Below are 25624 nucleotides of genomic sequence, written 5' to 3'. Positions count from 1 at the left end.
GTCCGGCGCCGTTCGCGCGTATCAATGGCTGATACAGATCCCTCCCAAGATCTCACGGGAACCCGGAAGATCACCTTCACGTCTTGCGTTCGGAGCGTCACCCAGCGGGCATGAACAGTTGTACGAACCCATGAGTAGATGAGGGGGATGGGCGAAACGTGACCGAAGGTGCCGGCCTCCGCGACGGAGACCTGCCGGACGACCTGCCGAACGACCTGACCGCCGCCGAACTCGGCATGTGGCAGGCCTTCCGCAACGGCAGCGTGTACGACCTGAGCAGCGGCGACACGATCGTCGACGATCCGCACGGCGGGCATCCCTGGGGAGACGAGCGCACCGTACGCGCGCGGATCATCTGCTGGCTGCTGCTGGACGGGCCGCCCGCCCTCGCGGGCCGGGTGTCCTCGCTGAAGCTGGTCGGCGTGCGGATCAGCGGCACGATGGACCTCGCGGGTGGCACCGTGGTGCCGTACGTCGAGATGCGCGGCTGCCGCTTCGACCGGGAGATCCTGCTGCCGGAGGCCCACTTCACGACCGTGCGCCTGGTGGACTGCGCGGTACCGCGGCTGGAGGCGGCCCGGGTGCAGACCGAGGGCGATCTGCATCTGCCGCGCTGCCGGTTCCACAACGGCGTACGGCTCACCGACGCCCACATAGGCACCGATCTGCTGCTCAACCAGGCGATCGTCTACCGGGACCGCAGCGGCCGCTCGCTGGCCGCGGACGGCATGAGCGTCGGGCAGGACCTCCAGGCCGAGATGCTGGAGTCGCACGGCGAGCTGAGCCTGCGCGGCGCCAGCATCGGCGTGTCGCTGAGCCTGCGGGGCGCTCGGCTGGTCAACCCGTACACCCGGCTCGCGCTGAACGCGCCCCAGCTGACCGTCGGGCGCACCCTGTACCTGACCCCGGCCGGCATCGGCAGTCCGCTGCTGAGCGGCCGTACGCCCGCGCGCGGGACGCGCATCCAGCGGTTCGAGTGCCAGGGCGGGGTGCGCCTCGACGACGGGCGGTTCGGGGACGCGGTCGACCTGGAGCGGGCCCGGTTCACCTTCACCGACGAGCAGGAGCTGTCGCTGCGCCGCATCCAGACACCCGAGCTGCGCTTCCTCGGGGAGCGGCCGGAGCGCGGCGGGGTGGTGCTGTCGGGGGCGCGGATCGTCAACCTGATGGACCGGGCGGACGCCTGGCCGGACCCGGGGCTGCTGCACATGAGCGGCTTCACCTACGAGAACCTCGTGCCGCGCGGCCCGTTCCCGCTGGAGCGGCGGCTGGAGTGGGTGGCCGCGGCGACCGCCGAGTACAACCCGGAGCCGTACGAGCGGCTGGCCGCCGTCCTGCGCAACGGCGGTGAGGACGAGGACGCGCGCGAGGTGCTGCTCGCCAAGCAGCGCCGACGCCGCGAGACGCTGCCGCCGGCGGCCAAGTTCTGGGGGTACGCCCAGGACTGGATGGTCGCCTACGGCTATCGGCCCGGCCGGGCGGCGGTGTGGATGGCGGTGCTGTGGGCGGCGAGTTCGGTGGCCTTCGCGCACGCCGACCCCCCTCCGCTCAAGGGCGGCGAGCATCCGACCTGGAACCCGCCGCTGTTCGCCCTCGACCTGCTGCTGCCGGTCATCGATCTCGGCCAGGTCGGGTTCTGGCAGCTCAGCGGCGCCTGGCAGTGGCTGGCCGCGGCGATGATCCTGCTGGGCTGGGTCCTGGCGACGACGGTCGCGGCCGGGGCGACACGTCTGCTGCGACGCGGCTGACCCGTCACCCGGACGCGCGTACAACCATCGCCGGTTTTGAGTGGTCACCTCTACCGCAACCATTGATTGAGCGACCACGACGGCGAGCGACCCGGTCCGCGAGAGCGGCGCCGGTGCGGGCGCAAGGGGGTGGCATGGCTTCGATGCTCCCGTTCGGCCGGGCGTCCCGGACGACCGCCGAGCGCCCCGTCACCGGGCTCCCCGCCGACGTCACCGGGCTCCCCGCCGACGACGACGTGCTCCTCGACGCGCCCGACGACCGCCTCGGCCCCGCGCTGGTAGCGGCCGGGCAGGGTGCGTACGAACCCGCCGCCGAACTACTCGCCGCCACCCGGCGGCACGCCCAGTGGGAGCACCGCGACACATACACGCTGCACCTGGCTGCCTTCGCCCGCTCGCGCCCCGAGTGGCTTCAGTCCTGGTACGCGACCGCCCCGCAGGACCCGGACGCGCTGCTGATCAGGGCCCAGCTCGCGGTGGACCACGCCTGGCGGTCGCCGGCCCGGGCCGAGACGCTGCGCGGGGTGAGCCCGATGATCACCGCCGCCGCCCGCGCCGACGACCGCGACCCGGTGCCGTGGCGGATCGCCCTGGACCACGCGCGCGGCTCACGCGCCGGGCACACCTACTTCGGGGAGCTGTGGGAGGCGGCGCTGCGCCGCGCCCCGCGCCACTACGGCTGCCATGTGGCCGCCCTGCACTACCTGGCCTCCTCCTGGCACGGCTCGCACCGGGAGTGCCTGGACTTCGCCGACCGGGCCGCTCAGGACACCCCGGCCGACTCCCTCGTCCAGGCGCTGCCGACCCGGGCCGTCCTCGCCTACCTGAACGACGGCTGCGGGCCGGGCGTGCCGCGCGAGCGGCTGGACGCGGCGGCCGACCGGGCCATCGCGCTCTCCGCCCGGTTCCCGGCGACCGACGTGTGGCCCGCCGCCGTCCGCAACAAGCTGACGTACGTCCTGGTACGGCTGGGCCGCTGGGAGGACGCCCTGGAGCAGCTCCGCCTGATCGGGCCGTACGCCACCTCCTTCCCGTGGAGCCGGCTCTCGGACGATCCGCTGGGCCGGTTCCTGGAGATGCGCGACGAGGTGAGGGTGCGGGCGGCGCAGGGTGCGGGCCGCGGGCATCCACCAGGTGGGCGGGCGAGACGCGTTCACTGCGACGACCACTAGGCTTTGGCGCCGTGACCGTCCACCTTCCGCTCTTCCCCCTGAACTCGGTGCTGTTCCCAGGCCTGGTCCTTCCGCTGAACGTCTTCGAGGAGCGCTACCGCGCCATGATGCGCGAGCTGCTGAAGACCCCCGAGGAGGAATCGCGCCGTTTCGCCGTCGTGGCGATCCGCGACGGCCACGAGGTGGCCCCGAGCGCCCCCGGTATGCCGGACCCGACCGCCCAGCCCGACCGCGGGCCGACCGCGGGCTTCGGCCAGGACCCGGTGAAGTCCTTCCACGGTGTGGGCTGTGTGGCGGACGCGGCGACGATCCGGGAGCGGGCCGACGGCACGTTCGAGGTGCTGGCGACGGGGACGACGCGGGTGCGGCTGGTGTCGGTGGACGCGTCGGGGCCGTTCCTGACCGCGGAACTGGAAGAGCTCCCGGAGGAACCGGGCGACGAGGCGGGGGCGCTGGCGGAGGGGGTGCTGCGGTCGTTCCGCCAGTACCAGAAGCGCCTGGCGGGCGCGCGGGAACGGTCCCTGTCCACCACGGCCGACCTCCCCGACCAGCCCTCGGTCGTGTCCTACCTGGTCGCGGCCGCGATGATGCTGGACACGCCGACCAAGCAGCGTCTGCTCCAGGCCCCGGACACCGCGTCCCGGCTGCGCGACGAGCTGAAACTCCTTCGCGCCGAGACCTCGATCATCCGTACGCTGCCGTCGCTGCCGGCGTCGGACCTGACGCGCGGCCCGACGAGCCTGAACTGACGGGACCGGCCGACATGGCGAAGAAGTCGAAGAAGAACCACCCCCAACCGGGCGGCACCCCCGCGACGGTGGCCCTCACCTCCGCGGGCATCACCTACACGGTCCACGCCTACGACCACGACCCCTCCCACCCCTCCTACGGCGAGGAGGCCGCGGAGGCGATGGGCGTGTCACCCGAGCGGGTCTTCAAGACGCTGGTGGCGGATGTGGACGGCAGCCTCACGGTGGCCGTGGTCCCGGTGGCGGGCCAGCTCGACCTCAAGGCCCTGGCGTCGGCGGTCGGCGGCAAGCGCGCGGCGATGGCCGACCCGGCCCTGGCGGAACGCACGACGGGCTACGTCCGGGGCGGTATCTCCCCCCTGGGCCAGCGCAAGAAGCTCCGCACGGTCCTGGACGCCTCGGCCTGCGCCCACCCCACGATCTGCGTCTCGGCGGGCCGCCGCGGCCTGGAGGTCGAACTCTCCCCCGAGGACCTCACCAAGCTCACCGACGCGGTACTCGCCCCCATCGGGCGCGCGTGACCCCTCGACGGGAGCGGTGCCCTCGGTTAAGTACGAGGGACATGTCGAAGAAAACCCGCAAACGCAAGTGGCGCACCAAGAAGGGCCGCTCGAACCACGGCCACCGACCGGCGTAGAACCACCACAGCCCAGTGCACCGCCGGGCCGGCCGACATCACCGACCGACCCGGCACCGCTCCCACCCCCTCCGACGCACCAAGCGCTCATTCCCCCGACCAGCGCCAAGCAGCCCACCCAGCAACCAACGCCCCCTCCCCACACCGCCGCCCGCCCTCCACCCCACCCGGCGCCCAAGACCCAGCCCGGCGTGCGAGCACGGGGCCCCACCACCCCGAACCCCCACCCACCCAACAGGGCACCCCACCCAACACCGGCCAGCCCACACCCCTCAACCAGTCCCGCGTGCGAGCACAAGACCACACCATCCCGAACCCCCACCCACCCGGCAGGGGACGCCACCTTCCGGCGCCGGCCCGCATCAGTCAGCCCGTCCGGCGTTTGAGGACAAGGCCCCTTAAGGGCCGACGCGGGGGTCTGGGGGCGGCAGCCCCCAGCGAGCACCGGGGTCGAAGGGGCGGCGCCCCTGGGGATGGGACGGGTAGGGGCGGCGGGGGCGAGAAACAGCCCGGCGTGGGCGCGAACCCACCGAAGCCCTACGCCGGCGGCACCCCATGCACCCCCAGCTGCTCCGGCTCCGCATCCCGAGGCCCGAACAACGCCATCAGCCCGAGATGGACCACCAACGCACCCAACGGCCACGCCAGCAACGCCCCCTTCGCCCCCAGCTTCAACGGCGCCGAGAACGCAACCCCCTCACCCGCTTCCTTCGCCTGGGCGATCACATCACCCGAGGGCCCGAGCCACACCCCGACCCGCCACGCGAGCAGCGCCCCGAGAAGCCCCCCGACGGCCAGCGCCACCACCAACGGCACACCCCCACGCCGCCGCCAGAGAAACACGGCAACCGCGCTGACCAGCCCGAACCCCAGCGCAAGCAGAGTGAACGTTCCGTCCACCCCGACGGCCTGCTCCCCTTCGGAGTCCTTGAAGTAGACGACCCACTGGCCGTCCACGACGTCCCCGACCAGCGGCACACTCGGCGCCAGCCGCCACCACAACACCCCGAGCAGCGCCCCGAAGAGCGCCACCACCACCGCGACCACGGCGGCCTCTCGCACTTCGGTCTTCATGCCAGGACCGTCCTGTTCGTACGAGCCATATATGCCGTACGGGCCGGGAGAGCCATGCGGGCCCTGTGCCCCGGGCGGGGCGTCGGATATCGCGTCATGCGGCACGGCAGCCGCAGGACCGGCAGCAGGCGGCTGCCACCCCCCGTTGGGGGACGGTTCACGCGGCGGCGGTGGAGGAGTCAGCGGAGCGGTCACCCTGCCATCGTGCCAAACCGACCTGTGCGGCGCGTCACCGGACGGCCGCCCGGCGGTACGCCCAGGTGGCGACGGCCAGCGAGACCACGCCGACCACCCCGCACACGGCCAGGTCACCGAGCACGAACGCCCAGTCCGGCCGCTCCCCGAAGGTCCGCGCGAAGGCCTCCACGCCGTACGTCGAGGGCAGCAGATCCCGCGCAAGGCGCACCGCCTCCGGCATCCGTTCGGCGGGCAGCACCCCCAGCAGCAGCGCCGCCGACATGCCGAGCTGCCCGAGCAGCGTGGCCAGTTCCGGCCGCGGCGCGAGCAGCCCCAGCGCCGCCCCGAGCCCGGCGAGCGCGGCCCCGGCCAGCGGGATCACCGCGACGAGCACCCACAGATGCGCCATCGGCAGCCCGAACAGCACGCACCCGAACACGGCCGTCACCACGGTCCCCGGCACGGTGAAGGAGGCGTACGCCCCCGCCGCCCCCAGCACCACGGCGGCCGGCGGCACCGGCAGCGTGGCGTAGTGGTCGAGCCCGCCGCTGGCCCGCAGCTGCCCGAAGTACTGGGCGAGCAGGTTCAGCGCGACGAAGGCGACCACGAGTACCGCCGACCCGGCCACCACGGCCTGCGCCTCGGCCCCGCCGTCCACGACCCCGCGCATCAGGATCATGATCCCGATCGACTGGAAGGTCGCCACGAACAGCAGCGGAATGCGTGCGACCCGCGCCCGGGACAGCTGCGCCCGGTACACGGCGCACAGCGACGGCCACAGCCGCGCACGCGGCCCGAGCTCGGCCGTGGCCGGGGAGGCCGTCTCGTCCACGGCCAGGGCGCTGCCCGGCAGAACCTCGGCGGGTACGACACTCACGTGGCGCTGCTCCCTTTCACACTGGGGATCACTGGGGAGGTGGCCCTGCTCCGTACGCCTACGGATACGGCTGCGACGGTCCGTGTGCTCACGCTTTCACCAGCCCTTGCTGTGCGGCCCCGCCCAGCGCCAGATACACGTCCTCCAGGCTCGGCGTGGCGAGCGTGAAGTCGTCCAGCGCGGCGAAGGCGGCCCCGCCGGTGACGGTGGCGACGACCGCGCGGGCCTCCTCGGGGGCGAGCCGCAGCGTCCAGCGGCGCCCGGACTCCACGACCCGGTCCTGCAGCGCGGCGACCTCGGGAACCTCCAGGGGCGCCCGGTCCCGCCACAGCAGTTCGACCCGTACCTCGCCGGCGACCCGTTCCTTGAGCCCGGACGGCGTGTCGCAGGCGATCACACGGCCCCGGTCGAGCACCGCGACCCGGTCGAGCACGGTCTCGGCCTCGATGACGTTGTGGGTGACGAGCAGCACGGTCGTCCCGTGCTCGGCCCGCCGCCGGTCCACGGCCGACCACACGGCCCGCCGCGCCACGGGGTCCATCCCGGTGGTCGGCTCGTCCAGCACCAGCAGGGGCCGCTCCCCCACCAGCGCGGCGGCGAAGCAGGCCAGCCGGCGCTGCCCGCCGGACAGCTTCCGCAGCGGCCGCGCGGCGAGCGGTGCGAGCCCCAGCTCGTCGAGTACGGCGTCCCGCTCGTCCCGCGCCCGGCGCACGTCGAGGCCGCGCAGCCGCCCGGTCGTCTCGGCGGCCAGCGACACGGTCAGCTCGTCGAGGGCGGTCGACTCCTGCCCCAGGTAGGCGAGGATGCGGGCGGCCCGCTCGGGGTGGCGCACGATGTCGTGGCCGAGGATCTCGACGCTCCCCGTGTCGGGCCGCATCAGTCCGGTGAGCTGTCGTACCAGGGTGGTCTTGCCGGCGCCGTTCGGGCCGAGCAGCCCGAAGATCTCGCCGCGCCGGATGTCCAGCCGTACGTCGTCGGTGGCCCGCACCTCGGGGGTGCCGGGCGCCCCGCGCCGCCCTCGTACGGCCGGATAGGTCTTGGTCAGCCCGCGCACGGCGCACACGACATCACCACTGTGCCGAAGTGCCTGTCCCACGCGCGTACTCACAAGGGACGAGACTACGGGGTCCGCACGCCCGATCCGCCCTCGGGTCGGCCACTCGCCACAAACCGCCGGTTCGCCGACGTACATCCGCCGGTCCCCACAAATCGGCCGCAACGGCGCTCAACCGCAACCGTGCGGCCCGGCGCCACCGAGGTCGTCGCGGCCCGGGTCACTCACTCGCCGGAGCGTGTTCGGCCGCGGTCCGCACATCGATCTCCCGCCAGAACCCGGCCCGGATCGCGTACCGGTCGTGCTCGTCGATCTGATCGTCCTTGTGCGCGAGCAGCCCGAACCGCGCCGCGTACCGGAGCAGCTCCCCGTCGATCCGATGCGGAATCCGCGGGTACATCCCGGACAGCCGCTGCAGATGTCCCTGGTCGCCCAGCCGCCCCATCCACCGTCGGGCGAAGACCTGTCCCACCTCGTAGGGATCGCCGCCGACCGTGGTGATGTCCTCCTCCCGGTCGGCCCACCGCTGCTCGGCGGTGGTGAGCTGGGCGAGCGTCGGCATGGAGGAGGCCTCGGGCGGCTCGGCCGCGACGCCGGGCCGGTCGACCCATCCCTTGTCGGAGGACCAGCGCAGCGTGGCGCTCGTCGGATGCTGGGCCGGCTGGACGCCGGGCGGGCGCAGGGCGGCGAGGTCCTTCGGCGTGGGCACGCCCTTGGGTGCCGGGATCCGCTCCTGCGTGCCGTTCTCCGAGGCGGCGGCCGCCGGTGCGCGCTCGCCCTCCTCGGTCGGCCGCTCGGCCGCCGCGCCGAGCGCGGAGTCGGGCAGCGGCGCGGACAGGATCGCGGCGATCTCGGGCCGGGGCGCGGGCGGCGGCGCGCACACCCCGGTGAGCTCCTTGGCGCGTACGGCCTTGGTGATCCAGGTACGGTCCAGCACGCGCCGTTCGTCGGCCTCGGCGACCAGGTCCTCGGACTGGTTGTAGTCACCGTCGGCGGCCTGCACGGCCCACAGGTGTACGGCGACGCCGTGCTCCTTGGCGGCCATCATGCCCGGCAGCAGATCGCCGTCCCCGGTCACCAGCACCACGTCGGAGCAGGCGCGGTTGCGGGCCAGTTCGGTCAGCTCGGCGTGCATCGCGGCGTCCACGCCCTTCTGCGCCCAGCGGCCGTCGCTGCGGGTCAGGGCGCCGAGCCGGACGGTGACCCGGGGCATCACGCGCAGCCTGCGGTGCTCGGGCTGGGGGACGCGGTCGGGGGCGCCGTCGAACCAGTAGATACGCAGCAGGGGCTGCTGGGTGTCGGACTCGGCGCGTTCGCGCAGCCCCTGGATGAGGGCGGCATGGTCGACGGTGATCCGGGACCGGGAGGGTTCCCCGGCGAGCAGGCTGGCGGCGGCCCCCAGCAGATACCCGGCGTCCACCAGGACGATGCAGCGGTCCACGCGACTCACCCTCTTCCCGGGAGGTTTGCTTCGGGCTTCCTTCGAGTCTGCCCGACCACGCTGGTGTTAACGGGCCGAACTCGATCTTCGGCGTGGCGTTTCGGGGCATCAGGTCCGCGGCGCGCCATGCCTCACGCCCCGACAACCGCTGTTACACACGGTAATTATCCGAAATGCGTTCTTTATAAGCCTATGTGAATCTGGTCCCGGCCCTGGCCCCTAGATCCCCCACAGGAGGCACCACCATGGCCAAGAACAAGAAACAGGACCGAAAGCAGCCGCAGTCCGAGCGTGGTCAGCAGCAGGCCCAGCAGTCCTCGATGGAGACGCAGGCCGAGCAGCGCGCCACGCAGGTGACCCCGGGCGACATGGCCCGCAAGGGCCGGCAGAAGCGCTTCGGTCACAACTGACATCTGCATAACGGGTTGTTTGAGACCCAGGCACAGGACAGGGGCGCGTCCCACACGGGACGCGCCCCTCTCGCGCGTTGCGTCGGCGGATGCCGCGCCCGGTTCAGCCGGCCAGGCAGGACGGACCGAGCAGCACCTTCAGGTCGCCGAACAGCGCCGGGTCGGGCTTCACACGGTGCCGGTCCAGCCGTAGCACCGTCGTCTTGGTCGGGCCCTGGAGCTTGATGCGGACCTCGCTCTCGCCCCGGTGGTGGCTGAGGATCTCACCGAGGCGGCTGACCATCGGCGGGGTGACCCTGGTGGCCGGGATGGTGAGGATCACGGGCGCGTTGGTGCCGGCGTTCGACAGGTCGGGGACCTGGAGCTCCATCGCGACCAGCCGGGGCACGTCCTCGCGCTTGTCGAGGCGGCCCTTGACGAACACGACGGCGTCCTCGACGAGTTGGGTCGACACGAGCTGGTAGGTCGCCGGGAAGAACATGCACTCGATGGAACCGGCGAGGTCCTCCACGGTGGCGATGGCCCAGGCGTTGCCCTGCTTGGTCATCTTGCGCTGCAGGCCCGAGATGATGCCGCCGATGGTGACGACCGCACCGTCCGCGTGCTCGCCTCCGGTGAGCTGGGCGATGCCCGCGTCGGCCTTGTCGGACAGCACGTGCTCCAGGCCGAAGAGCGGGTGGTCGGAGACGTACAGACCGAGCATCTCCCGCTCCTGGGCGAGCAGATAGGTCTTCTCCCACTCCTCGTCGGTGAACTGCACGTCCAGTCCGAAGCCGGGCTCGTCGCTCTCCTCCTCGCCCATCCCGCCGAAGAGGTCGAACTGGCCCTCGGCCTCCTTGCGCTTGACCGCGACCACGTTGTCGATCATCGGCTCGAAGTGCGCGGTGAGGCCCTTGCGGGTGTGGCCCAGGCTGTCGAAGGCGCCCGCCTTGATCAGCGACTCCGTGGTGCGCTTGTTGCACGCGGTCGCGTCGACCTTGTCGAGGTAGTCGGGGAAGGAGGCGTACTTGCCCTTGGCCTTGCGGCTCTTGATGATCGACTCCACCACGTTGGTGCCGACGTTGCGTACGGCCTCGAGGCCGAAGAGGATCACGTCGTCGCCCTGGGCGGCGAAGTTGTGCACCGACTCGTTGACGTTCGGCGGGAGTACCCGGATGCCCATGCGGCGGCACTCGTTGAGGTAGATCGCCGACTTGTCCTTGTCGTCCTTGACGGACGTCAGCAGGGCGGCCATGTACTCGGCGGGGTGGTTGGCCTTGAGGAAGGCGGTCCAGTACGACACCAGGCCGTACGCGGCCGAGTGCGCCTTGTTGAACGCGTAGCCGGCGAACGGGACCAGCACGTCCCACAGGGCCTGGATGGCCTCGTCGCTGTAGCCGTTCTTGCGGGCGCCGCCCTGGAAGATGACGAAGTTCTTCTCCAGTTCCTCGGGCTTCTTCTTGCCCATGACGCGCCGGAGGATGTCGGCCTCGCCGAGCGAGTAGCCCGCGATGATCTGGGCGGCCTTCTGCACCTGCTCCTGGTAGACGATCAGGCCGTAGGTGACGTCCAGGACCTCCTTGAGGGGCTCTTCGAGCTCCTTGTGGATCGGCGTGATCTCCTGCTGGCCGTTCTTGCGCAGGGCGTAGTTGGTGTGCGAGTTCATGCCCATCGGGCCCGGGCGGTACAGGGCCGAGACGGCGGAGATGTCTTCGAAGTTGTCCGGCTTCATCAGGCGCAGCAGGGAGCGCATGGGGCCGCCGTCGAACTGGAAGACGCCGAGGGTGTCGCCGCGCTGGAGCAGTTCGAAGGTCGTGGGGTCGTCCAGCGGCAGCGACAGCAGGTCGATGTCGATGCCCTTGTTGGACTTCACCATCTTGACGGCGTCGTCCATGATCGTCAGGTTGCGCAGGCCGAGGAAGTCCATCTTCAGCAGGCCGAGCGACTCACAGCTCGGGTAGTCCCACTGTGTGATGGTCACGCCGTCGGTGTGCCGGACCCAGACCGGTACGTGCTCGGTGATGGTCTCGCTGGACATGATCACGCCGGCGGCGTGCACGCCCATCTGCCGGACCAGGCCCTCCACGCCGCGTGCGGTGTCGATGACCTTCTTCACGTCCGGCTCGTTCTCGTACATCCCGCGGACCTCGCCGGCCTCGCTGTAGCGCGGGTGCTGCGGGTCGGTGATGCCGGAGAGCGGGATGCCCTTGCCGAGGACGTCGGCGGGCATGGCCTTGGTGATGCGGTCGCCCATGGCGTACGGGTAGCCCAGCACGCGCGCGGAGTCCTTGATCGCGTTCTTGGCCTTGATGGTGCCGTAGGTGCCGATCATGGCGACCTTGTCGGCGCCGTACTTCTCCGTCACGTACCGGATCACCTCGACGCGCCGGCGCTCGTCGAAGTCGATGTCGACATCGGGCATCGAGATGCGCTCGGGGTTGAGGAACCGCTCGAAGATCAGGCCGTGCGGGATGGGGTCGAGGTCGGTGATGCCCATGGCGTAGGCGACGATCGAGCCGGCCGCGGAGCCTCGTCCGGGGCCGACCGCGATGCCGTTGTTCTTGGCCCACATGATGAAGTCGGCGACCACGAGGAAGTAGCCGGGGAAGCCCATCGAGATGATGACGTCCATCTCGTACTCGGCCTGCCGCTGGCGGTCCTCGGGGACGCCGCCGGGGAAGCGGCGCTCCATGCCGCGGCGGACTTCCTCCTTGAACCAGGTGACCTCGGTGTAGCCCTCGGGGATGTCGAACTTGGGCATCAGGTCGCGCTTCTCGAACATGCCGGTGGTGTCGACCATCTCGGCGACGAGGAGCGTGTTGGCGCAGCCCTCCTGCCAGGCGTCCGAGGAGTCGATGGCGTACATCTCGTCGGTGGACTTCAGGTAGTAGCCGGTGCCGTCGAACTTGAAGCGGTCGGGGTCGGAGAGGTTCTTGCCGGTCTGGATGCACAGCAGGGCGTCGTGGGCGGTCGCCTCGTGCGCGTACGTGTAGTGCGAGTCGTTGGTGACCAGCGGGGGGATGCCGAGCTTCTTGCCGACCTCCAGCAGGCCGTCGCGGACCCGGTGCTCGATGTCGATGCCGTGGTCCATCAGCTCCAGGAAGTAGCGGTCCTTGCCGAAGATGTCCTGATAGTCGGCGGCCGCTTTGAGCGCCTCGTCGAACTGACCGAGCCGCAACCGGGTCTGCACCTCACCCGACGGGCAGCCGGTGGAGGCGACGATCCCCTCGGACCACTGCGAGATGGTCTCCTTGTCCATCCGGGGCCACTTCTGCAGCCAGCCCTCGGCGTAGGCGTCGGAGGAGAGCCGGAAGATGTTGTGCAGGCCCGTCTTGTTCACGGCCCACATCGTCTTGTGGGTGTAACCACCGGAGCCGGAGACGTCGTCCCGCTTCTGGTGCGGCTGGCCCCACTGGATCTTTCGCTTGTTGCGCCGGGACTCGGGGGCGACATATGCCTCGATCCCGATGATCGGGGTGACTCCGGCCTTCTTCGCGGAGTGGAAGAAGTCGTACGCCCCGTGGAGGTTGCCGTGGTCGGACATGGCGATGTGCGTCATGCCCATCTCGTTGCACGCGTTGAACATGTCCTTCAGCCGCGCGGCACCGTCCAGCAGCGAGTACTGGGTGTGGACGTGCAGGTGCGTGAACGGCGGCTTTGACACGGCTTGGCCTCCATGGAAAACGCTGGGTGACAGGCGGACGGACACTTCTGGGGACAGCGTCGAAGTCTATGCCTCGCCACTGACACTCGCGGGGCTCCCCCGCGTACCTTCACAGCGAGGGCCGCGGGCACTTTCGCGCGGGCCCGCCCGTTGAAGACGACAGAAACGCTGTCGTACACATGCACCAGGAGGCACCCAGCGATGTCGGTCCCCCAGCTCAACGGCGAGCAGCGCGGCGACGAGATCCTCGCCGTCTTCGACACCGCCTTCGGCGAGCTCCTGGCCGCCGATCCGACCGCGTTCCGGGTGAAGTTCCGGAAGATGGCGGCCTCGGCCTTCGCGTTCTACCGCGGCACGGCATGCCTCTTCTACCACGACCTGGACGCGGAGAGGCGCGGCGGGCCGTACCTGGACGAGCGCACCTCGCGCGTGTGGATCCACGGCGACCTGCACGCGGAGAACTTCGGCACCTATATGGACGCCAACGGGCGGCTGACCTTCAATGTCAACGACTTCGACGAGGCGTACGTCGGCCCCTTCACCTGGGACCTCAAGCGCTTCGCCGCCTCGAGCGCCCTCATCGGGTACGCGAAGGCGCTCGGCGACGACCAGATCACCGAGCTGGTGCGGATCTACGCGGGCGCGTACCGCGAGCGTGTGCACGCGCTGGCGACCGGCGCCAAGAGCGACGAGGTGCCGCCGTTCACGCTGGACACCGCCCAGGGCCCGCTGCTGGACGCGCTGCGCGACGCCCGCGCGCTGACCCGCTTCGGGCTGCTGGACTCCATGACGGAGATCCGTGACTTCGAGCGCCGCTTCGCCCCGGGCGGCGGCTCCATCGAGCTGGACGCGGCCACGCGCTACAAGGTGCTCGCGGCCTTCGACGGCTACCTGGAGACGCTGCCGGACGCCTCGCTGGCCCGACCGGACTCGTACCGGGTGAAGGACGTGGTCGGCCGCCGCGGCATCGGCATAGGGTCGGCCGGGCTGCCGTCGTACAACATCCTGCTGGAGGGCCATACCGACGCCCTCGAGAACGATGTCGTGATCTACATCAAGCAGGCCCAGACCCCGGCGGTCTCCCGGCACATCACGGACCAGGCGCTGCGCGACTACTTCCAGCACGAGGGCCACCGCACGGTGATCTCGCAGCGCGCCCTGCAGGCGCACGCCGACCCGTGGCTGGGCTGGACCGAGCTGGACGGCGCGGGCCAGCTGGTCGCCGAGGTCTCGCCGTACGCCGTGGACCTGGACTGGAGCGACATCGACGAGCCGGAGGAGATCGCGTCGGTCGTCGCCGACCTCGGCCGGGCCACGGCCACCATGCACGCGGCGGCGGACGACACCTCCGGCGAGTCCCTGGTGCCGTTCTCCACCGAGCGGGCCATCGACGCGGCGATCGCGTCCGACGAGTCCGGCTTCGGGGACCTCCTGGTCGACTTCGCCCACGAGTACGGCGCACGCGCGCGTGCCGACCACCAGATCTTCGTGGACCTGTTCCGCAACGGCCGGATCCCGGGTCTGTGACGAAAAGGCCGCACACAGCCACCCTTTAAGGGTCCCTTACGGGACCACGTGACACACTCTTCTGCGCTATGGACATTTCCGGGACCCAGCTACGAGCCGTACGCGCGGCGCTGTTCACGGCACTCGTCGTGACCCTCAGCACCGCGTCGCACGTGCTGCTGTCCCGGGCACCCCTGCCGCTGAACACGGTGGCCCTGCTGACGGCCGTCGTGTTCACCCTCGCGTACGCCATGGCCGGCCGGGAGCGGACCTTCGGGCGGATCGCCGCCCTGCTGGTCCCGCTGGAGCTGGCCGCCGACACGATCCTCACCACCGGTCAGCACGTCTGCTACGGCAGGGCGGGCGGCCCGGTCGCCGGCCCGCTGGCCTCGGTCGGCTGGGACGTGCTGTGCGGCCAGGGCACCCAGGTCGGCGCCCCGCTGGCCCAGGTCACCGGCACCGATCCCGACCGGCTCGGCGGCCTGCTGACCCATGTCGACCCGGTCACCGCCTGGCTGCTGCTCGGCGCCCACGTGGGCGTGGGCCTCATCGCCGCGGCCTGGCTGCGCCGCGGCGAGCGGGCCCTGGCCCAGCTGCTGCGCGCGGTCGCGGCGACCACGTTCCGTCCGCTGCTGCTGGCGGTCGCCGCGGTGGCGGCCCCCGTGACCGCGCCGGCCCGCCGCCTGCCGCGCCCCACCGGCCGTACGGCCGCCGCCCGCAGCCTCCTCCTCGTGCATTCCCTGGGACGGCGTGGACCGCCGTGCTCGCCCGCCTTCACCTGCGTGTGAACAGCACCTGAGCACCACAGCCCACCCATACGTATTCCGCACACCACGTGTGCGCGTCCCCACGGAGATCACCAACATGAGCAAGCGGAACAGCCAGGCGGCGAAGACGGCGGCCCGAGAGCGCCTGCGCGCGGAGCGCGAGCGGGCGGCGAAGCGGGCGAAGGTCAGGCGGCAGCTCATCGTCGCCGCCTCGGTCGTCGGCGTCCTGGCGGCGGCCGGCGGCATAGGCTACGCCGTCGTCCAGGCCAACAAGCCCAGCCACTGGGAGGCGGTGAAGGACGACAAGGTCGTCGCGCCGGCCAACACCACCGGTACGAACGGCACGACCGTCGTCATCGGCAAGGACAGCGCCAAGAAGACCCTCAAGATGTACGAGGACCCGCGCTGCCCCGTCTGCGCCTCCTTCGAGCAGGCCGCCGGCTCGGTCGTCGACAAGGACATCGAAGAGGGCAAGTACAAGCTCCAGTTCATCGGCGGCACGTTCCTCGACGGCGATTCACTCGAGGACGGCAAGATCGGTGCCAACGGCGAGGGGTCCAAGAACGCGATGAGCGCCATGGGCGCCGCGCTGAACGTGAGCCCGGAGGCGTTCCTCAAGTACAAGAACGCGCTCTACTCGGCGAAGTACCACCCGCAGGAGACGGACGACAAGTTCAAGGACGACGACTATCTGATCGAGGTCGCGAACACCGTCCCCGCCCTGAAGGACAACGCCAAGTTCCAGAACGCCGTGGAGAAGGGCACCTACGACGCCTGGGCGCTGGCCATGTCCAAGGCCTTCGACACCAACAAGGACGGCGTGACGGGCACGCCCAGCTTCGTCATCGACGGAAAGAAGCTGGAGACCTCCGGGCCCAACCAGCCGTGGACGGCGCAGGAGTTCACCAAGGCAGTGGACGCGGCCCTCAAGGGCTGACGCCGACCGGAGCCGACCTTCGCATGAAAGGCGGGCGAACTTTCACAGGTTCGCCCGCCTTTGTTCATACCGATCAGTAACCTGATCGGCTGTGACCAGTCGATACAGATCATCCGAGCAGTTCAACTCCCTTACCCCTCGCCGCCGTACGGTCGTCAAGGCCGCGGCGGCGACGGCTGTGCTGGCCGGGCCGCTCGCCGCCGCGCTGCCCGCTCGGGCCGCCGACGCGGGTCCCGCCTTTCTGCACGGCGTCGCCTCCGGTGACCCGCTGCCCGACGGCGTTCTGCTGTGGACCCGGGTGACGCCGACCGCCGAGGCCACGCCCGGCTCCGGGCTCGGTCCGGACACCGAGGTGAGCTGGGTCGTCGCCCGGGACAAGGCGCTGACGAACATCGTCGCCAAAGGCTCGACCACCGCGTCCGCCGCCTCCGACCACACCGTCAAGGCCGACATACGGGGCCTGGAGCCGGCCACCGAGTACTGGTTCCGCTTCTCGGCCGGCGGCACGGACTCCCCGGTGGCGCGCACCCGCACGGCGCCGGCGGCGAACGCGTCCGTCCCCCACCTCCGTTTCGGCGTGGTCTCCTGCGCCAACTGGGAGGCCGGCTACTTCGCGTCGTACCGCCATCTCGCGGCCCGCGGGGACCTGGACGCCTGGCTGCACCTCGGTGACTACATCTACGAGTACGGCACCGGTGAGTACGGCACGCGCGGCACCGTCGTACGGCAGACGGCGCCCGCCCACGAGATCCTCACGCTCGCCGACTACCGCGTCCGGCACGGCAAGTACAAGACGGACGCGGACCTTCAGGCCCTGCACGCGGCCGCGCCCGTCATCGCCATCTGGGACGACCACGAGATGGCCAACGACGCCTGGTCGGGCGGCGCCGAGAACCACACCGAGGGTGCCGAGGGCGGCTGGGCCGCGCGCCAGGCCGCCGCCAAGCAGGCCTACTTCGAGTGGATGCCGGTGCGCCCGGCCGTCGCCGGCACCACCTACCGCAGACTGCGCTTCGGCAAGCTCGCCGACCTCTCCCTGCTCGACCTGCGCTCGTTCCGCTCGCAGCAGGTGTCCGTCGGCGACGGCGAGGTCGACGACCCGGACCGCACCCTCACCGGCCGTGCCCAACTGGACTGGCTGAAGGCGGGCCTGAAGTCCTCCGACACCACCTGGCGGCTGGTCGGCAACTCGGTGATGATCTCGCCGTTCGCCGTCGGCTCCCTCACCGCGGACCTGCTCAAGCCACTGGCGAAGCTGCTGGGCCTGCCGCAGGAGGGCCTCGCCCTCAACCCCGACCAGTGGGACGGTTACACCGACGACCGCCGGGAGTTGCTCGCCCACCTGCGTTCGAACGCGATCCGCAACACCGTCTTCCTGACCGGCGACATCCACATGGCGTGGGCCAACGACGTGCCGGTGAACGCCGGCACCTACCCGCTGTCCGCCTCCGCCGCCACGGAGTTCGTCGTCACCTCGGTCACCTCCGACAACCTCGACGACATCGTCAAGGTCCCCGAGGGCACGGTCTCCGCCCTCGCCTCACCGATCATCCGGGCCGCCAACCGGCACGTCCACTGGGTCGACACCGACCGCCACGGCTACGGCGTCCTGGACATCACGGCCGATCGCGCGCAGATGGACTACTACGTCCTGTCCGACAAGACGAAGCAGAACGCGACCGCGTCCTGGGCCCGTTCCTACCGCACGCGCAGCGGGACCCAGAAGGTCGAGCGGACGTACAGGCCCGTGTAGGCACGGTGCCCGAGGGTCGATTTTCGGCCAACCCTGGCCCGTTTGAGGGCCGTTAACCGGAGATCACATCGCTACGGCGGGTGGTGCGAGTCGCGGTCCGAATCCGGACACACCACCCGCCCGGGCGGCGGAACCCGTTACGCCGCGATCTCGCGCTCCGGACAGTTGATCATTCACTTACTCCAATCCTCCCTGTTTGCCGGGTAATCGATTGGGCCTGATCGTTTCTCTTCGGACATGAACATGTCCACGTAATCTCCGGGCGGCGGCCAGGAAGACCCCTGTGCCCCTCTCCCCAACGCATCAGCTAGGAGTCAGCATGCGTGCGCTTGCCCGGATATCCCCCTTTACGCGCAGACGCGTTCTCGCCACGACAGCCGTGGCCGGAACCCTGATGTTCGCTCCCCTCTCGGCACCCACCACCGTCGCGGCGGCCCCGGCTCCGGCCGCCGACTGCGCCGAGGAGACCGGCCACTCCGCGGCCCGCGAGGCCCACCCCGGACACAGCGGCGAGACCGTCGCCGAACCGAACGAGATCAGCGCCGCCAAGGCCCAGGCCATGGACGCCGAACTGCGCGCCAAACTCGACAAGCTGCCCGCCGCGGGCAGCCGCAGTCTCGCCGCGGCCGCCTCGACCACCATCCCGGTGTACTTCCACGTCATCCACGACGGCGCGACCGGACAGCTCAGCTCCGCCGACATAGGCGCCCAGCTGAACGTGCTGAACTCCGCCTTCGGCGGCCAGGGCACCGGCAACGCCGACTCCGGCTACCAGTTCACCCTGGCCGGCACGGACTACACCGACAACGCCGCCTGGTACAACGTCGGTTACGGCTCCGCGGAGGAGAAGGCGATGAAGTCCGCCCTGCGCAAGGGCGGCGCGAACGCGCTCAACATCTACACCGCCAACCTCGGCGACGACCTCCTCGGCTGGGCCACCTTCCCCAGCTCCTACAAGTCCAGCCCGTCCATGGACGGTGTGATGCTCCTCGACGCCTCACTGCCGGGCGGCTCGGCGACCAACTACGACGAGGGCGACACCGCGACGCACGAGGTCGGCCACTGGATGGGCCTGTACCACACCTTCCAGGGCGGCTGTAACGGCAAGGGCGACTACGTCGAGGACACCCCGGCCGAGAAGAGCGCCGCCTACCAGTGTCCCGAGGGCCGCGACACCTGCACCCGCAAGGAGGGCGTGGACCCGATCCACAACTTCATGGACTACACGTACGACGCCTGCATGTACCAGTTCACCGCGGGCCAGGTGACACGCATGCAGCAGAACTGGGCGGCGTACCGAGCGGCCGGCTGAGCAGCCGTCCGCTGAGCCCCTACAGCGAGTCGAGGAAGCCGAGCGCCACCCGCCAGGTGGCCTCGGCGGCCTCCTCGTCGTAGTCCGGCAGATCGGGGTCGGTGTAGAGGTGGCCCGCCCCGGCGTATCGGTACACCTCGACGTCGGCGCCCGCCCTGCCCATCTGGAGATACCAGGCGCTCAGCCAGTCGTCCGTCTCGAACGGGTCGGGCTCGGCGACATGCAGCTGCACCGGCAGCTCGTCCACCGAGGCGCCCGCCGCGATGTCCGACGTGCCGTGCAGAAGCAGCAGCCCGCGCGCCTTCTCGTCGCCGAGCGCGAGGGTCTGGGCGATGGAGGCGCCGAGCGAGAACCCGGCGTAGACCAGCCCCCGCTCCGAGTAGGGCGCGGCGGCGAGCACGGCCCGCTTCAGCAGCTCGTCCTTGCCGATCCGCTCGTTGAACTCCATGCCTTCCTCGACCGTCTCGAACGTACGTCCCTCGAAGAGGTCCGGAGTCCACACCTCGTGTCCGGCTGCGCGCAGCCGGTCCGCGGCCTGGCGCACCGCGGGCCTGAGGCCATGGGTCGAGTGAAAGAGCATGATGTTCATGAGGCCATGGTGCCAGCCGGGTACGACAGTGCCGTGACCACCGCCTCATCGGCACACATGTTCACGACCCCCCTCGGCTGGTTACGTTCGGGGGCATGGAGAACATACTCCGCCCGCTGATCGTGATCGGCGGCTCGGTCCTGCTCACCCTGGTCATCGGATGGGCCACCGACCGCCTGATGCACAAGGCCGACCAACGGCACACCGAGACGCCGCTGTGGGGTCTGCTGCGCCGCGCCCGCGTCCCCTACCAGCTCGTCCTGTGCGCGGCCCTGCTCAGAGGGTCGTACGACCAGGCGAAAGTGCTGGAGGAGCACGAGGACGGCGTCGGCAGGGTGCTCACGCTGGTGCTGATCGGGGCGGCGGCCTGGCTGACGATCGCCATCGCGGCGGCGGTCGTGGAGACCACGTACACCCGCTATGCCCGCGCCCACCGCGATCCGGCCCGGGTGCGGCGGGTGCGCACCCAGGTGACGTTGATCATGCGCGTGGTCTCGGCGGTCGTCGGCGTCGTGGCCGTGGCGGCGATGCTGCTGACGTTCCCCGCGATGCGCGCGGCCGGTGCCTCGCTGCTGGCCTCGGCCGGCATCCTCGGCATCGTCGCCGGTGTCGCGGCCCAGTCCACGCTGAGCAACATGTTCGCCGGGCTGCAGATCGCCTTCGGCGACATGGTGCGCATCGGGGACACGGTCGTGGTGGACGGCGAGTGGGGCACCGTCGAGGAGATCACCCTGACGTTCCTGACCGTGCGGACGTGGGACGAGCGGCGGATCACGATGCCGGTGTCGTACTTCACCTCGAAGGCCTTCGAGAACTGGTCGCGCGGCGGCGCCCAGATGACCGGCACCGTCTTCCTGCACCTCGACCACTCGGCGCCGCTGGAGGCGATGCGCGAGCGGCTGCGCGACGTCCTGCGCGAGTGCCCGGCGTGGGACGGCCGCGACTACGGCCTGGTCGTCACCGACTCCACGCCGAGCACCATGGAGGTGCGGGCCCTGGTCACGGCCAAGGACGCGGACGATCTGTGGACGGTCCGGGTCACGGTGCGCGAGCAGCTGATCCGCTGGCTGGCCGAGCGGCACCCGTACGCGCTGCCGCGCGTGAACGCGGCGGACGCGGCCCTGCCGCCCGGCTTCCCGGTCACCGACCGCCTCCCGGGCGCCCGCCGCACCCACCAGCCGGACCATCATCCGACGGCACGGCCGGAGCGGCCCTGAGCGCTCCCGGCCGGCTCAGTGCCCGCGCTCGGCCCCGCCGTTCACCTGGATGATCTGCGAGGTGATGTGCCCGGCGCCGTGGGACGCCAGCCAGTGCAGGGTCGCGGCGACGTCGCCCGGCGTGCCGGCCCGCCCGTTCGACGTCTCCGCGATCAGCCGGGCGCGCCGTTCCTCGTCCATCCCGTCGCCGAAGAACTCGGTGTCCTCGATGTACCCGGGCGCGACCACGTTCACGGTGATCCCGCGCGGCCCGAGCTGCCGGGCCAGATCGTGGGCGTACGGATGCAGCGCGGCCTTGGACGCCGCGTACGCCCCGCTGCCGGAGCCCCGGAAGGCGGCGATGGAGCTGAGGAACAGCACCCGCCCACCGGGGTCGGCGAGCCGGTCCTTCAGGGCCTCGGTGAGCAGGGCCGCGGTGAGGGTGTTGAGGCCGAAGTTGAGGGTCCAGTTGTGCAGGACGACGTCCAGGGGCTCGTCGCTGTCCACCTGGGGCTCCAGATACCCGGAGCCACCGGCGCTGTGGATCAGCACGTCCACGGTGCCGAGCTCGGACGCCACGAACCGCTCCACGCCCCGCACGCCGCGCGGCCTGCTCAGATCCGCCGCGTAGGTGAGGGCCCCGGGCACATCGGCCCGCTCCAGCACCTCGGCGCGTCTGCCGAGCAGCAGCACCCGGTCCCCGTCCGCCGCGAACAGCCGTGCCGCCGCGAGCCCGATCCCCGTACCGCCTCCACTGATCACCACGTTGCGAGCCATGATCAGATCGTACGAAGAGACGGCCACCGAGGGCGAGATCATTTCAGGCTGCGCACGTCCAAATGCCGCAGCACCCGGTCCACCACCTCCGGGTCGGCCCCGGGCTCGCTGCGGGCCGCCAGCACCTCGTGGCGCGCCGCGCTGAGCAGCTCGCCCTGGATCCGCCGCACCCGCCTGAGCCGCCGCACCCGCTGCTGCTGGGCCTCCTTGCGCCCCTCCTCCCCCATGTCCGGGCTGATCCGCACCCCGATCTCGAACGCCCGCCGCAGCATCTGCTCGGACAGCTCCTCCGGCAGGTCCTCGACGGCCTCGATCTCCTTCAGCCGCCGCTTCGCCGCCTTCGCCGCGCGCACCGCGAGCTGGTTCTCGAACTCCTTCTCGCGCGCGCTGTCGGTGCGCACCCCGAGCCGCTTCACCAGCCACGGCAGGGTCAGCCCCTGGAGCACCAGCGTCGCCATGATCACCCCGAACGCGATGAACACGATCTCGTTGCGGTCGGGGAAGGGCGCGCCCGAGTCGGTCTCCAGCGGGATGGCCAGCGCCAGGGCCACGGACGCCACGCCCCGCATCCCCGACCACCACATCACGACGGTCTCCCGCCAGCTCATCGGGACCTCCTCGTCGTAGTCCCGCCTGGCGTGCATCCGCTTGGTGAGCCAGGTGGCCGGCAGCAGGTACAGCAGCCGCACCAGTACGACGACACCGACCACCGCGGCCGCCCAGCCGAGCATCTCGGCCCAGCGCCCGGACGCCGTGCGCACCGCGTTGTGCAGTTCGAGCCCGATCAGCCCGAATGCGACGCCGGTGACGAGGGTGTCGACGATGTCCCAGAAGGTGTGCCCGGCGAGCCTCGTCAGCACGTCGTCGGCATCGGTGGCGTACTCGGCGAGGAACAGGGCGGTGACGAGCACGGCGAGCACACCGGAGCCGTGGAACTCCTCGGCCAGCACGTAGGAGGCGTACGGCACGAGCAGCGAGAGCCCGATCTGGAGGGTGGGGTCGCCCAGCAGGTCCATCAGCTTGTCGGCGCCCCATCCGAGGGCGAGCCCGACCACCAGCGCGACGACGGCGGAGAGTACGAGATCGAGTCCCGCCTCCCACGCGGTGAAGCTGCCGCTCACGGCGGCGGCGATCGCGACGTGGTACAGCACGATGGCCGTCACGTCGTTGAAGAGGCCCTCGCCCTCCAGGATGGACACCAGGCGCCTCGGCAGCCCGAGTCGCCCGGCGACGGCGGTGGCGGCGACCGGGTCGGGCGGCGCCACCAGCGCGCCCAGGGCCACGGCGGCGGCGAGCGGCAGCCCCGGCACGATGGCGTGGGCGACGGCGGCCACGCAGATCGTCGTGACGAACACCAGCGCCACGGCCAGCAGCAGGATGGGCCGCACATTCGCCGCGAACTGGCGCCAGGAGGTCCGCCGTACGGCCGCGTACAGCAGTGGCGGCAACAGCAGCGGAAGGATCAGATCCGGCGGAACGTCGACGTTCGGCACGAAGTCGAGCAGCGCGAGCGCGATCCCGAGCAGGGTCATCAGCACCGGCGCCGGCAATCCCAGCCGGTCCCCCACCGGGACACTGACCACGGCCCCGAGCAACAGCGCGAACAGCAGGGCCAACTGATCCACGGTCAGCGCTCCGGTGACATCGGCATCCACAGGGCAGGCTTCAAGCCTGCCACGCCGGCCCTCTCACCAGGGCTTACGGGTCCCCGCTACAGAGCGCGCCGCATCGCCCGGTGCGGCATCCCCGCGTCGGGGAACTCCGGGCCGTACGCCACATACCCCAGCCGCTCGTAGAACCCCAGCGCATGCGTCTGCGCATGCAGGTCCACCGCGGTGAGGCCACGCGCGCGTGCCGCCTCCTCGATGGCGCGCACCAGGGCGACCCCGACGCCGAGGCCGCGGGCCGTCCGGAGCACGGCGAGCCGTCCCAGCGAGCCCACCGAGGGATCGCCGCCGGCCTTCGCCGCGGCCGCCTCGCCGTACAGCAGCCGCCCGGTGCCCAGCGGCACCCCGTCCTCACGGATCGCCAGCACATGCACGGCATCGGTGTCGTGGGCGTCGTACTCGATCTCCTGCGGGACGCCCTGCTCGACGACGAAGACCTCCTTGCGCACCGCGAGGCACGCCTCGCGGTCGGCAGGGTCCTCGGCGACACGCACGACGTACGGCGAGGTCATGCCCATGTCTCCGCACGGACCTGGTCGAGGGCCTTCTGCAGGTCGGCGGGGTAGTCGCTCTCGAACTCGGCCCACTGCCCGTCCCCCGGGTGCTCGAAGCCGAGCCGCACCGCGTGCAGCCACTGGCGGGTCAGACGGAGCCGCTTGGCGAGCGTCGGGTCGGCGCCGTAGGTGAGGTCGCCGACGCAGGGGTGCCGGTGGGCGGCCATGTGGACGCGGATCTGGTGGGTGCGGCCGGTCTCCAGCTTCACATCGAGCAGCGAGGCCGCGCGGAACGCCTCGATGAGGTCGTAGTGCGTGATCGACGGCTTGCCGTCGGCCGTGACCGCCCACTTGTAGTCGTGGTTGGGGTGGCGGCCGATGGGCGCGTCGATGGTGCCGCTGGTCGGGTCGGGGTGCCCCTGGACGAGCGTGTGGTACCGCTTGTCGACCGTGCGCTCCTTGAACTGGCGCTTGAGCGACGTGTACGCGTACTCGGACTTGGCGACGACCATCAGTCCGGAGGTGCCCACGTCGAGCCGGTGCACGATGCCCTGGCGCTCGGCGGCCCCGGACGTCGAGATCCGGTACCCGGCGGCGGCCAGCCCGCCGATGACCGTCGGCCCGGACCAGCCGGGGCTCGGATGCGCGGCGACGCCGACCGGCTTGACGATCACGACCACGTCATCGTCGTCGTGCACGATCTCCATGCCCTCGACGGGCTCGGCGACGATCTGCACCGGCGCGGGCGCGCCCGGCATCTCGACCTCCAGCCAGGCCCCGCCGCGCACCCGCTCGGACTTGCCGACCACCGTGCCGTCGACCAGCACCTTGCCCGCCGCGGCGAGCTCCGCCGCCTTGGTCCGGGAGAAGCCGAACATGCGGGAGATGGCGGCGTCGACGCGCTCGCCCTCCAGGCCGTCGGGCACGGGCAGGGTACGGATCTCGGGAATCGTGCTCACCCGACGAGTATGCCGGACGGGTCCGACAACGCCGTACGCCAGCCCGGTCCCTCAGTCCTTGTGCACGGTGCCGTCGGGGTCCAGTCCCTTGAACGACAGCAGCACGATCAGGATGCCGCCGCACACGATCGCCGAGTCGGCGAGGTTGAACACGGCGAAGTGCTTGGGCGCGATGAAGTCCACCACCGCGCCCTCGAAGACGCCCGGCGAGCGGAAGATCCGGTCGGTGAGATTGCCGAGGGCACCGCCGAGCAGCAGGCCGAGCGCGATCGCCCAGGGCAGGCTGTACAGCTTGCGGGCGAGCCGGGCGATCACCACGATCACGACGGCCGCGATCACCGTGAAGATGATCGTGAATGCCTCGCCGAAGCCGAAGGCCGCGCCCGCATTGCGGATCGCCTCGAACCTCAGCCAGTCCCCGATGATCTCGATGGGCGGGTGGTGCTCCAGCTTGGCGACCACGATCATCTTGCTGACCAGGTCGAGGGCGTACGCGAACGCGGCGACCCCGAACAGCACGGCGATCCGCCGCTTGCGGGCGCCCTTCGCCTGCGCGTCGGACTGCTCCGGCTCGGCTCCCGCCGGCTCTGGGGTATCCGGCGTACCGATGATGCGCTCCGCCTCTGCCACGTGAGTCCCTCGACCTAGGTACCTGACTGAGGACGAGAGTACGACACCAGCCCCG

General features: G+C 71.0%; 22 protein-coding genes. 11 read left to right on the top strand and 11 right to left on the bottom strand.

The annotated features are described in order from the left end of the window. Positions 1-158 precede the first annotated feature (158 nt). The 4 genes from IM697_RS11625 to ybaK all read left to right on the top strand — a co-directional run bounded on the left by IM697_RS11625 (position 159) and on the right by ybaK (position 4190). Complete coding sequence (locus IM697_RS11625; protein ID WP_194047258.1) at positions 159-1748, top strand: oxidoreductase; 1590 nt, start codon at positions 159-161, stop codon at positions 1746-1748. Between the two features lie 134 nt (positions 1749-1882). Beyond that, positions 1883-2920 (top strand): hypothetical protein, encoded by a 1038-nt coding sequence (locus IM697_RS11620; RefSeq protein WP_194047256.1) that lies wholly within the window; start codon positions 1883-1885, stop codon positions 2918-2920. An 11-nt stretch (positions 2921-2931) separates the two neighbouring features. Further along, positions 2932-3669, top strand: a complete 738-nt coding sequence (locus IM697_RS11615; protein ID WP_194047254.1) for an LON peptidase substrate-binding domain-containing protein — start codon at positions 2932-2934, stop codon at positions 3667-3669. A 14-nt stretch (positions 3670-3683) separates the two neighbouring features. Beyond that, positions 3684-4190, top strand: coding sequence for a Cys-tRNA(Pro) deacylase (gene ybaK / locus IM697_RS11610; RefSeq protein WP_194047252.1), 507 nt, complete (start codon positions 3684-3686; stop codon positions 4188-4190). Positions 4191-4843: 653 nt separating this feature from the next. Here the strand turns inward: ybaK and IM697_RS11605 are convergent. The 4 genes from IM697_RS11605 to IM697_RS11590 form a co-directional block, all read right to left on the bottom strand. Further along, a complete protein-coding gene (locus tag IM697_RS11605; RefSeq protein WP_194047250.1) occupies positions 4844-5575 on the bottom strand; it encodes an AAA family ATPase in 732 nt (243 codons plus the stop codon). Positions 5576-5609: 34 nt separating this feature from the next. Next, complete coding sequence (locus tag IM697_RS11600) at positions 5610-6434, bottom strand: ABC transporter permease (RefSeq protein WP_194047248.1); 825 nt, start codon at positions 6432-6434, stop codon at positions 5610-5612. 88 nt (positions 6435-6522) lie between these two features. Then, positions 6523-7497, bottom strand: a complete 975-nt coding sequence (locus IM697_RS11595; RefSeq protein ID WP_194049676.1) for an ABC transporter ATP-binding protein — start codon at positions 7495-7497, stop codon at positions 6523-6525. A 211-nt stretch (positions 7498-7708) separates the two neighbouring features. Then, a complete protein-coding gene (locus tag IM697_RS11590; protein ID WP_194047246.1) occupies positions 7709-8929 on the bottom strand; it encodes an NYN domain-containing protein in 1221 nt (406 codons plus the stop codon). 245 nt (positions 8930-9174) lie between these two features. Between IM697_RS11590 and IM697_RS11585 the strand changes: the two genes are divergently transcribed. Further along, the gene (locus tag IM697_RS11585) at positions 9175-9339 is read left to right on the top strand and encodes a hypothetical protein (protein ID WP_093907043.1); all 165 of its coding nucleotides are present in this window, start codon (positions 9175-9177) and stop codon (positions 9337-9339) included. A 103-nt stretch (positions 9340-9442) separates the two neighbouring features. Here the strand turns inward: IM697_RS11585 and dnaE are convergent, their stop codons facing one another. Beyond that, complete coding sequence (gene dnaE / locus IM697_RS11580; RefSeq protein ID WP_194047244.1) at positions 9443-12982, bottom strand: DNA polymerase III subunit alpha; 3540 nt, start codon at positions 12980-12982, stop codon at positions 9443-9445. Positions 12983-13183: 201 nt separating this feature from the next. On the opposite strand from dnaE, the gene IM697_RS11575 reads away from it, so the two are divergent. From IM697_RS11575 to IM697_RS11555, 5 genes are all read left to right on the top strand, one after another. Next, a complete protein-coding gene (locus IM697_RS11575; protein WP_194047242.1) occupies positions 13184-14509 on the top strand; it encodes a DUF2252 domain-containing protein in 1326 nt (441 codons plus the stop codon). Between the two features lie 68 nt (positions 14510-14577). After that, a complete protein-coding gene (locus IM697_RS11570; protein ID WP_194047240.1) occupies positions 14578-15276 on the top strand; it encodes a hypothetical protein in 699 nt (232 codons plus the stop codon). A 76-nt stretch (positions 15277-15352) separates the two neighbouring features. Further along, the gene (locus tag IM697_RS11565; protein ID WP_194047238.1) at positions 15353-16192 is read left to right on the top strand and encodes a thioredoxin domain-containing protein; all 840 of its coding nucleotides are present in this window, start codon (positions 15353-15355) and stop codon (positions 16190-16192) included. Between the two features lie 91 nt (positions 16193-16283). After that, entirely contained in the window at positions 16284-17945 is a 1662-nt protein-coding gene (locus tag IM697_RS11560) for an alkaline phosphatase D family protein (protein ID WP_194047237.1), read from the top strand. Positions 17946-18264: 319 nt separating this feature from the next. After that, entirely contained in the window at positions 18265-19257 is a 993-nt protein-coding gene (locus tag IM697_RS11555) for a zinc metalloprotease (RefSeq protein ID WP_194047236.1), read from the top strand. A gap of 19 nt (positions 19258-19276) precedes the next feature. On the opposite strand, the gene IM697_RS11550 is transcribed toward IM697_RS11555, so the two are convergent. Beyond that, positions 19277-19846 (bottom strand): dienelactone hydrolase family protein, encoded by a 570-nt coding sequence (locus IM697_RS11550; protein WP_194047235.1) that lies wholly within the window; start codon positions 19844-19846, stop codon positions 19277-19279. Positions 19847-19941: 95 nt separating this feature from the next. On the opposite strand from IM697_RS11550, the gene IM697_RS11545 reads away from it, so the two are divergent. Further along, the gene (locus IM697_RS11545) at positions 19942-21063 is read left to right on the top strand and encodes a mechanosensitive ion channel family protein (RefSeq protein WP_194047234.1); all 1122 of its coding nucleotides are present in this window, start codon (positions 19942-19944) and stop codon (positions 21061-21063) included. A 15-nt stretch (positions 21064-21078) separates the two neighbouring features. On the opposite strand, the gene IM697_RS11540 is transcribed toward IM697_RS11545, so the two are convergent. The 5 genes from IM697_RS11540 to lspA all read right to left on the bottom strand — a co-directional run bounded on the left by IM697_RS11540 (position 21079) and on the right by lspA (position 25569). Next, positions 21079-21819: an SDR family NAD(P)-dependent oxidoreductase gene (locus IM697_RS11540; RefSeq protein WP_194047233.1), complete on the bottom strand. Its 741-nt coding sequence runs from the start codon at positions 21817-21819 to the stop codon at positions 21079-21081. 38 nt (positions 21820-21857) lie between these two features. Beyond that, complete coding sequence (locus tag IM697_RS11535) at positions 21858-23444, bottom strand: Na+/H+ antiporter (protein ID WP_194047232.1); 1587 nt, start codon at positions 23442-23444, stop codon at positions 21858-21860. A gap of 86 nt (positions 23445-23530) precedes the next feature. Next, complete coding sequence (locus tag IM697_RS11530; RefSeq protein WP_194047231.1) at positions 23531-23998, bottom strand: GNAT family N-acetyltransferase; 468 nt, start codon at positions 23996-23998, stop codon at positions 23531-23533. Beyond that, positions 23995-24939, bottom strand: a complete 945-nt coding sequence (locus IM697_RS11525) for an RluA family pseudouridine synthase (protein WP_194047230.1) — start codon at positions 24937-24939, stop codon at positions 23995-23997. The genes IM697_RS11530 and IM697_RS11525 overlap by 4 nt, the downstream gene beginning before the upstream one ends. A 51-nt stretch (positions 24940-24990) precedes the next feature. Then, positions 24991-25569: a signal peptidase II gene (gene lspA, locus IM697_RS11520; RefSeq protein WP_194047228.1), complete on the bottom strand. Its 579-nt coding sequence runs from the start codon at positions 25567-25569 to the stop codon at positions 24991-24993. Between the last annotated feature and the right edge of the window lie 55 nt (positions 25570-25624).

The organism is Streptomyces ferrugineus, assembly GCF_015160855.1.
GTDB lineage: Bacteria > Actinomycetota > Actinomycetes > Streptomycetales > Streptomycetaceae > Streptomyces > Streptomyces ferrugineus.
This window is presented reverse-complemented; position numbering and strand designations above follow the sequence as displayed.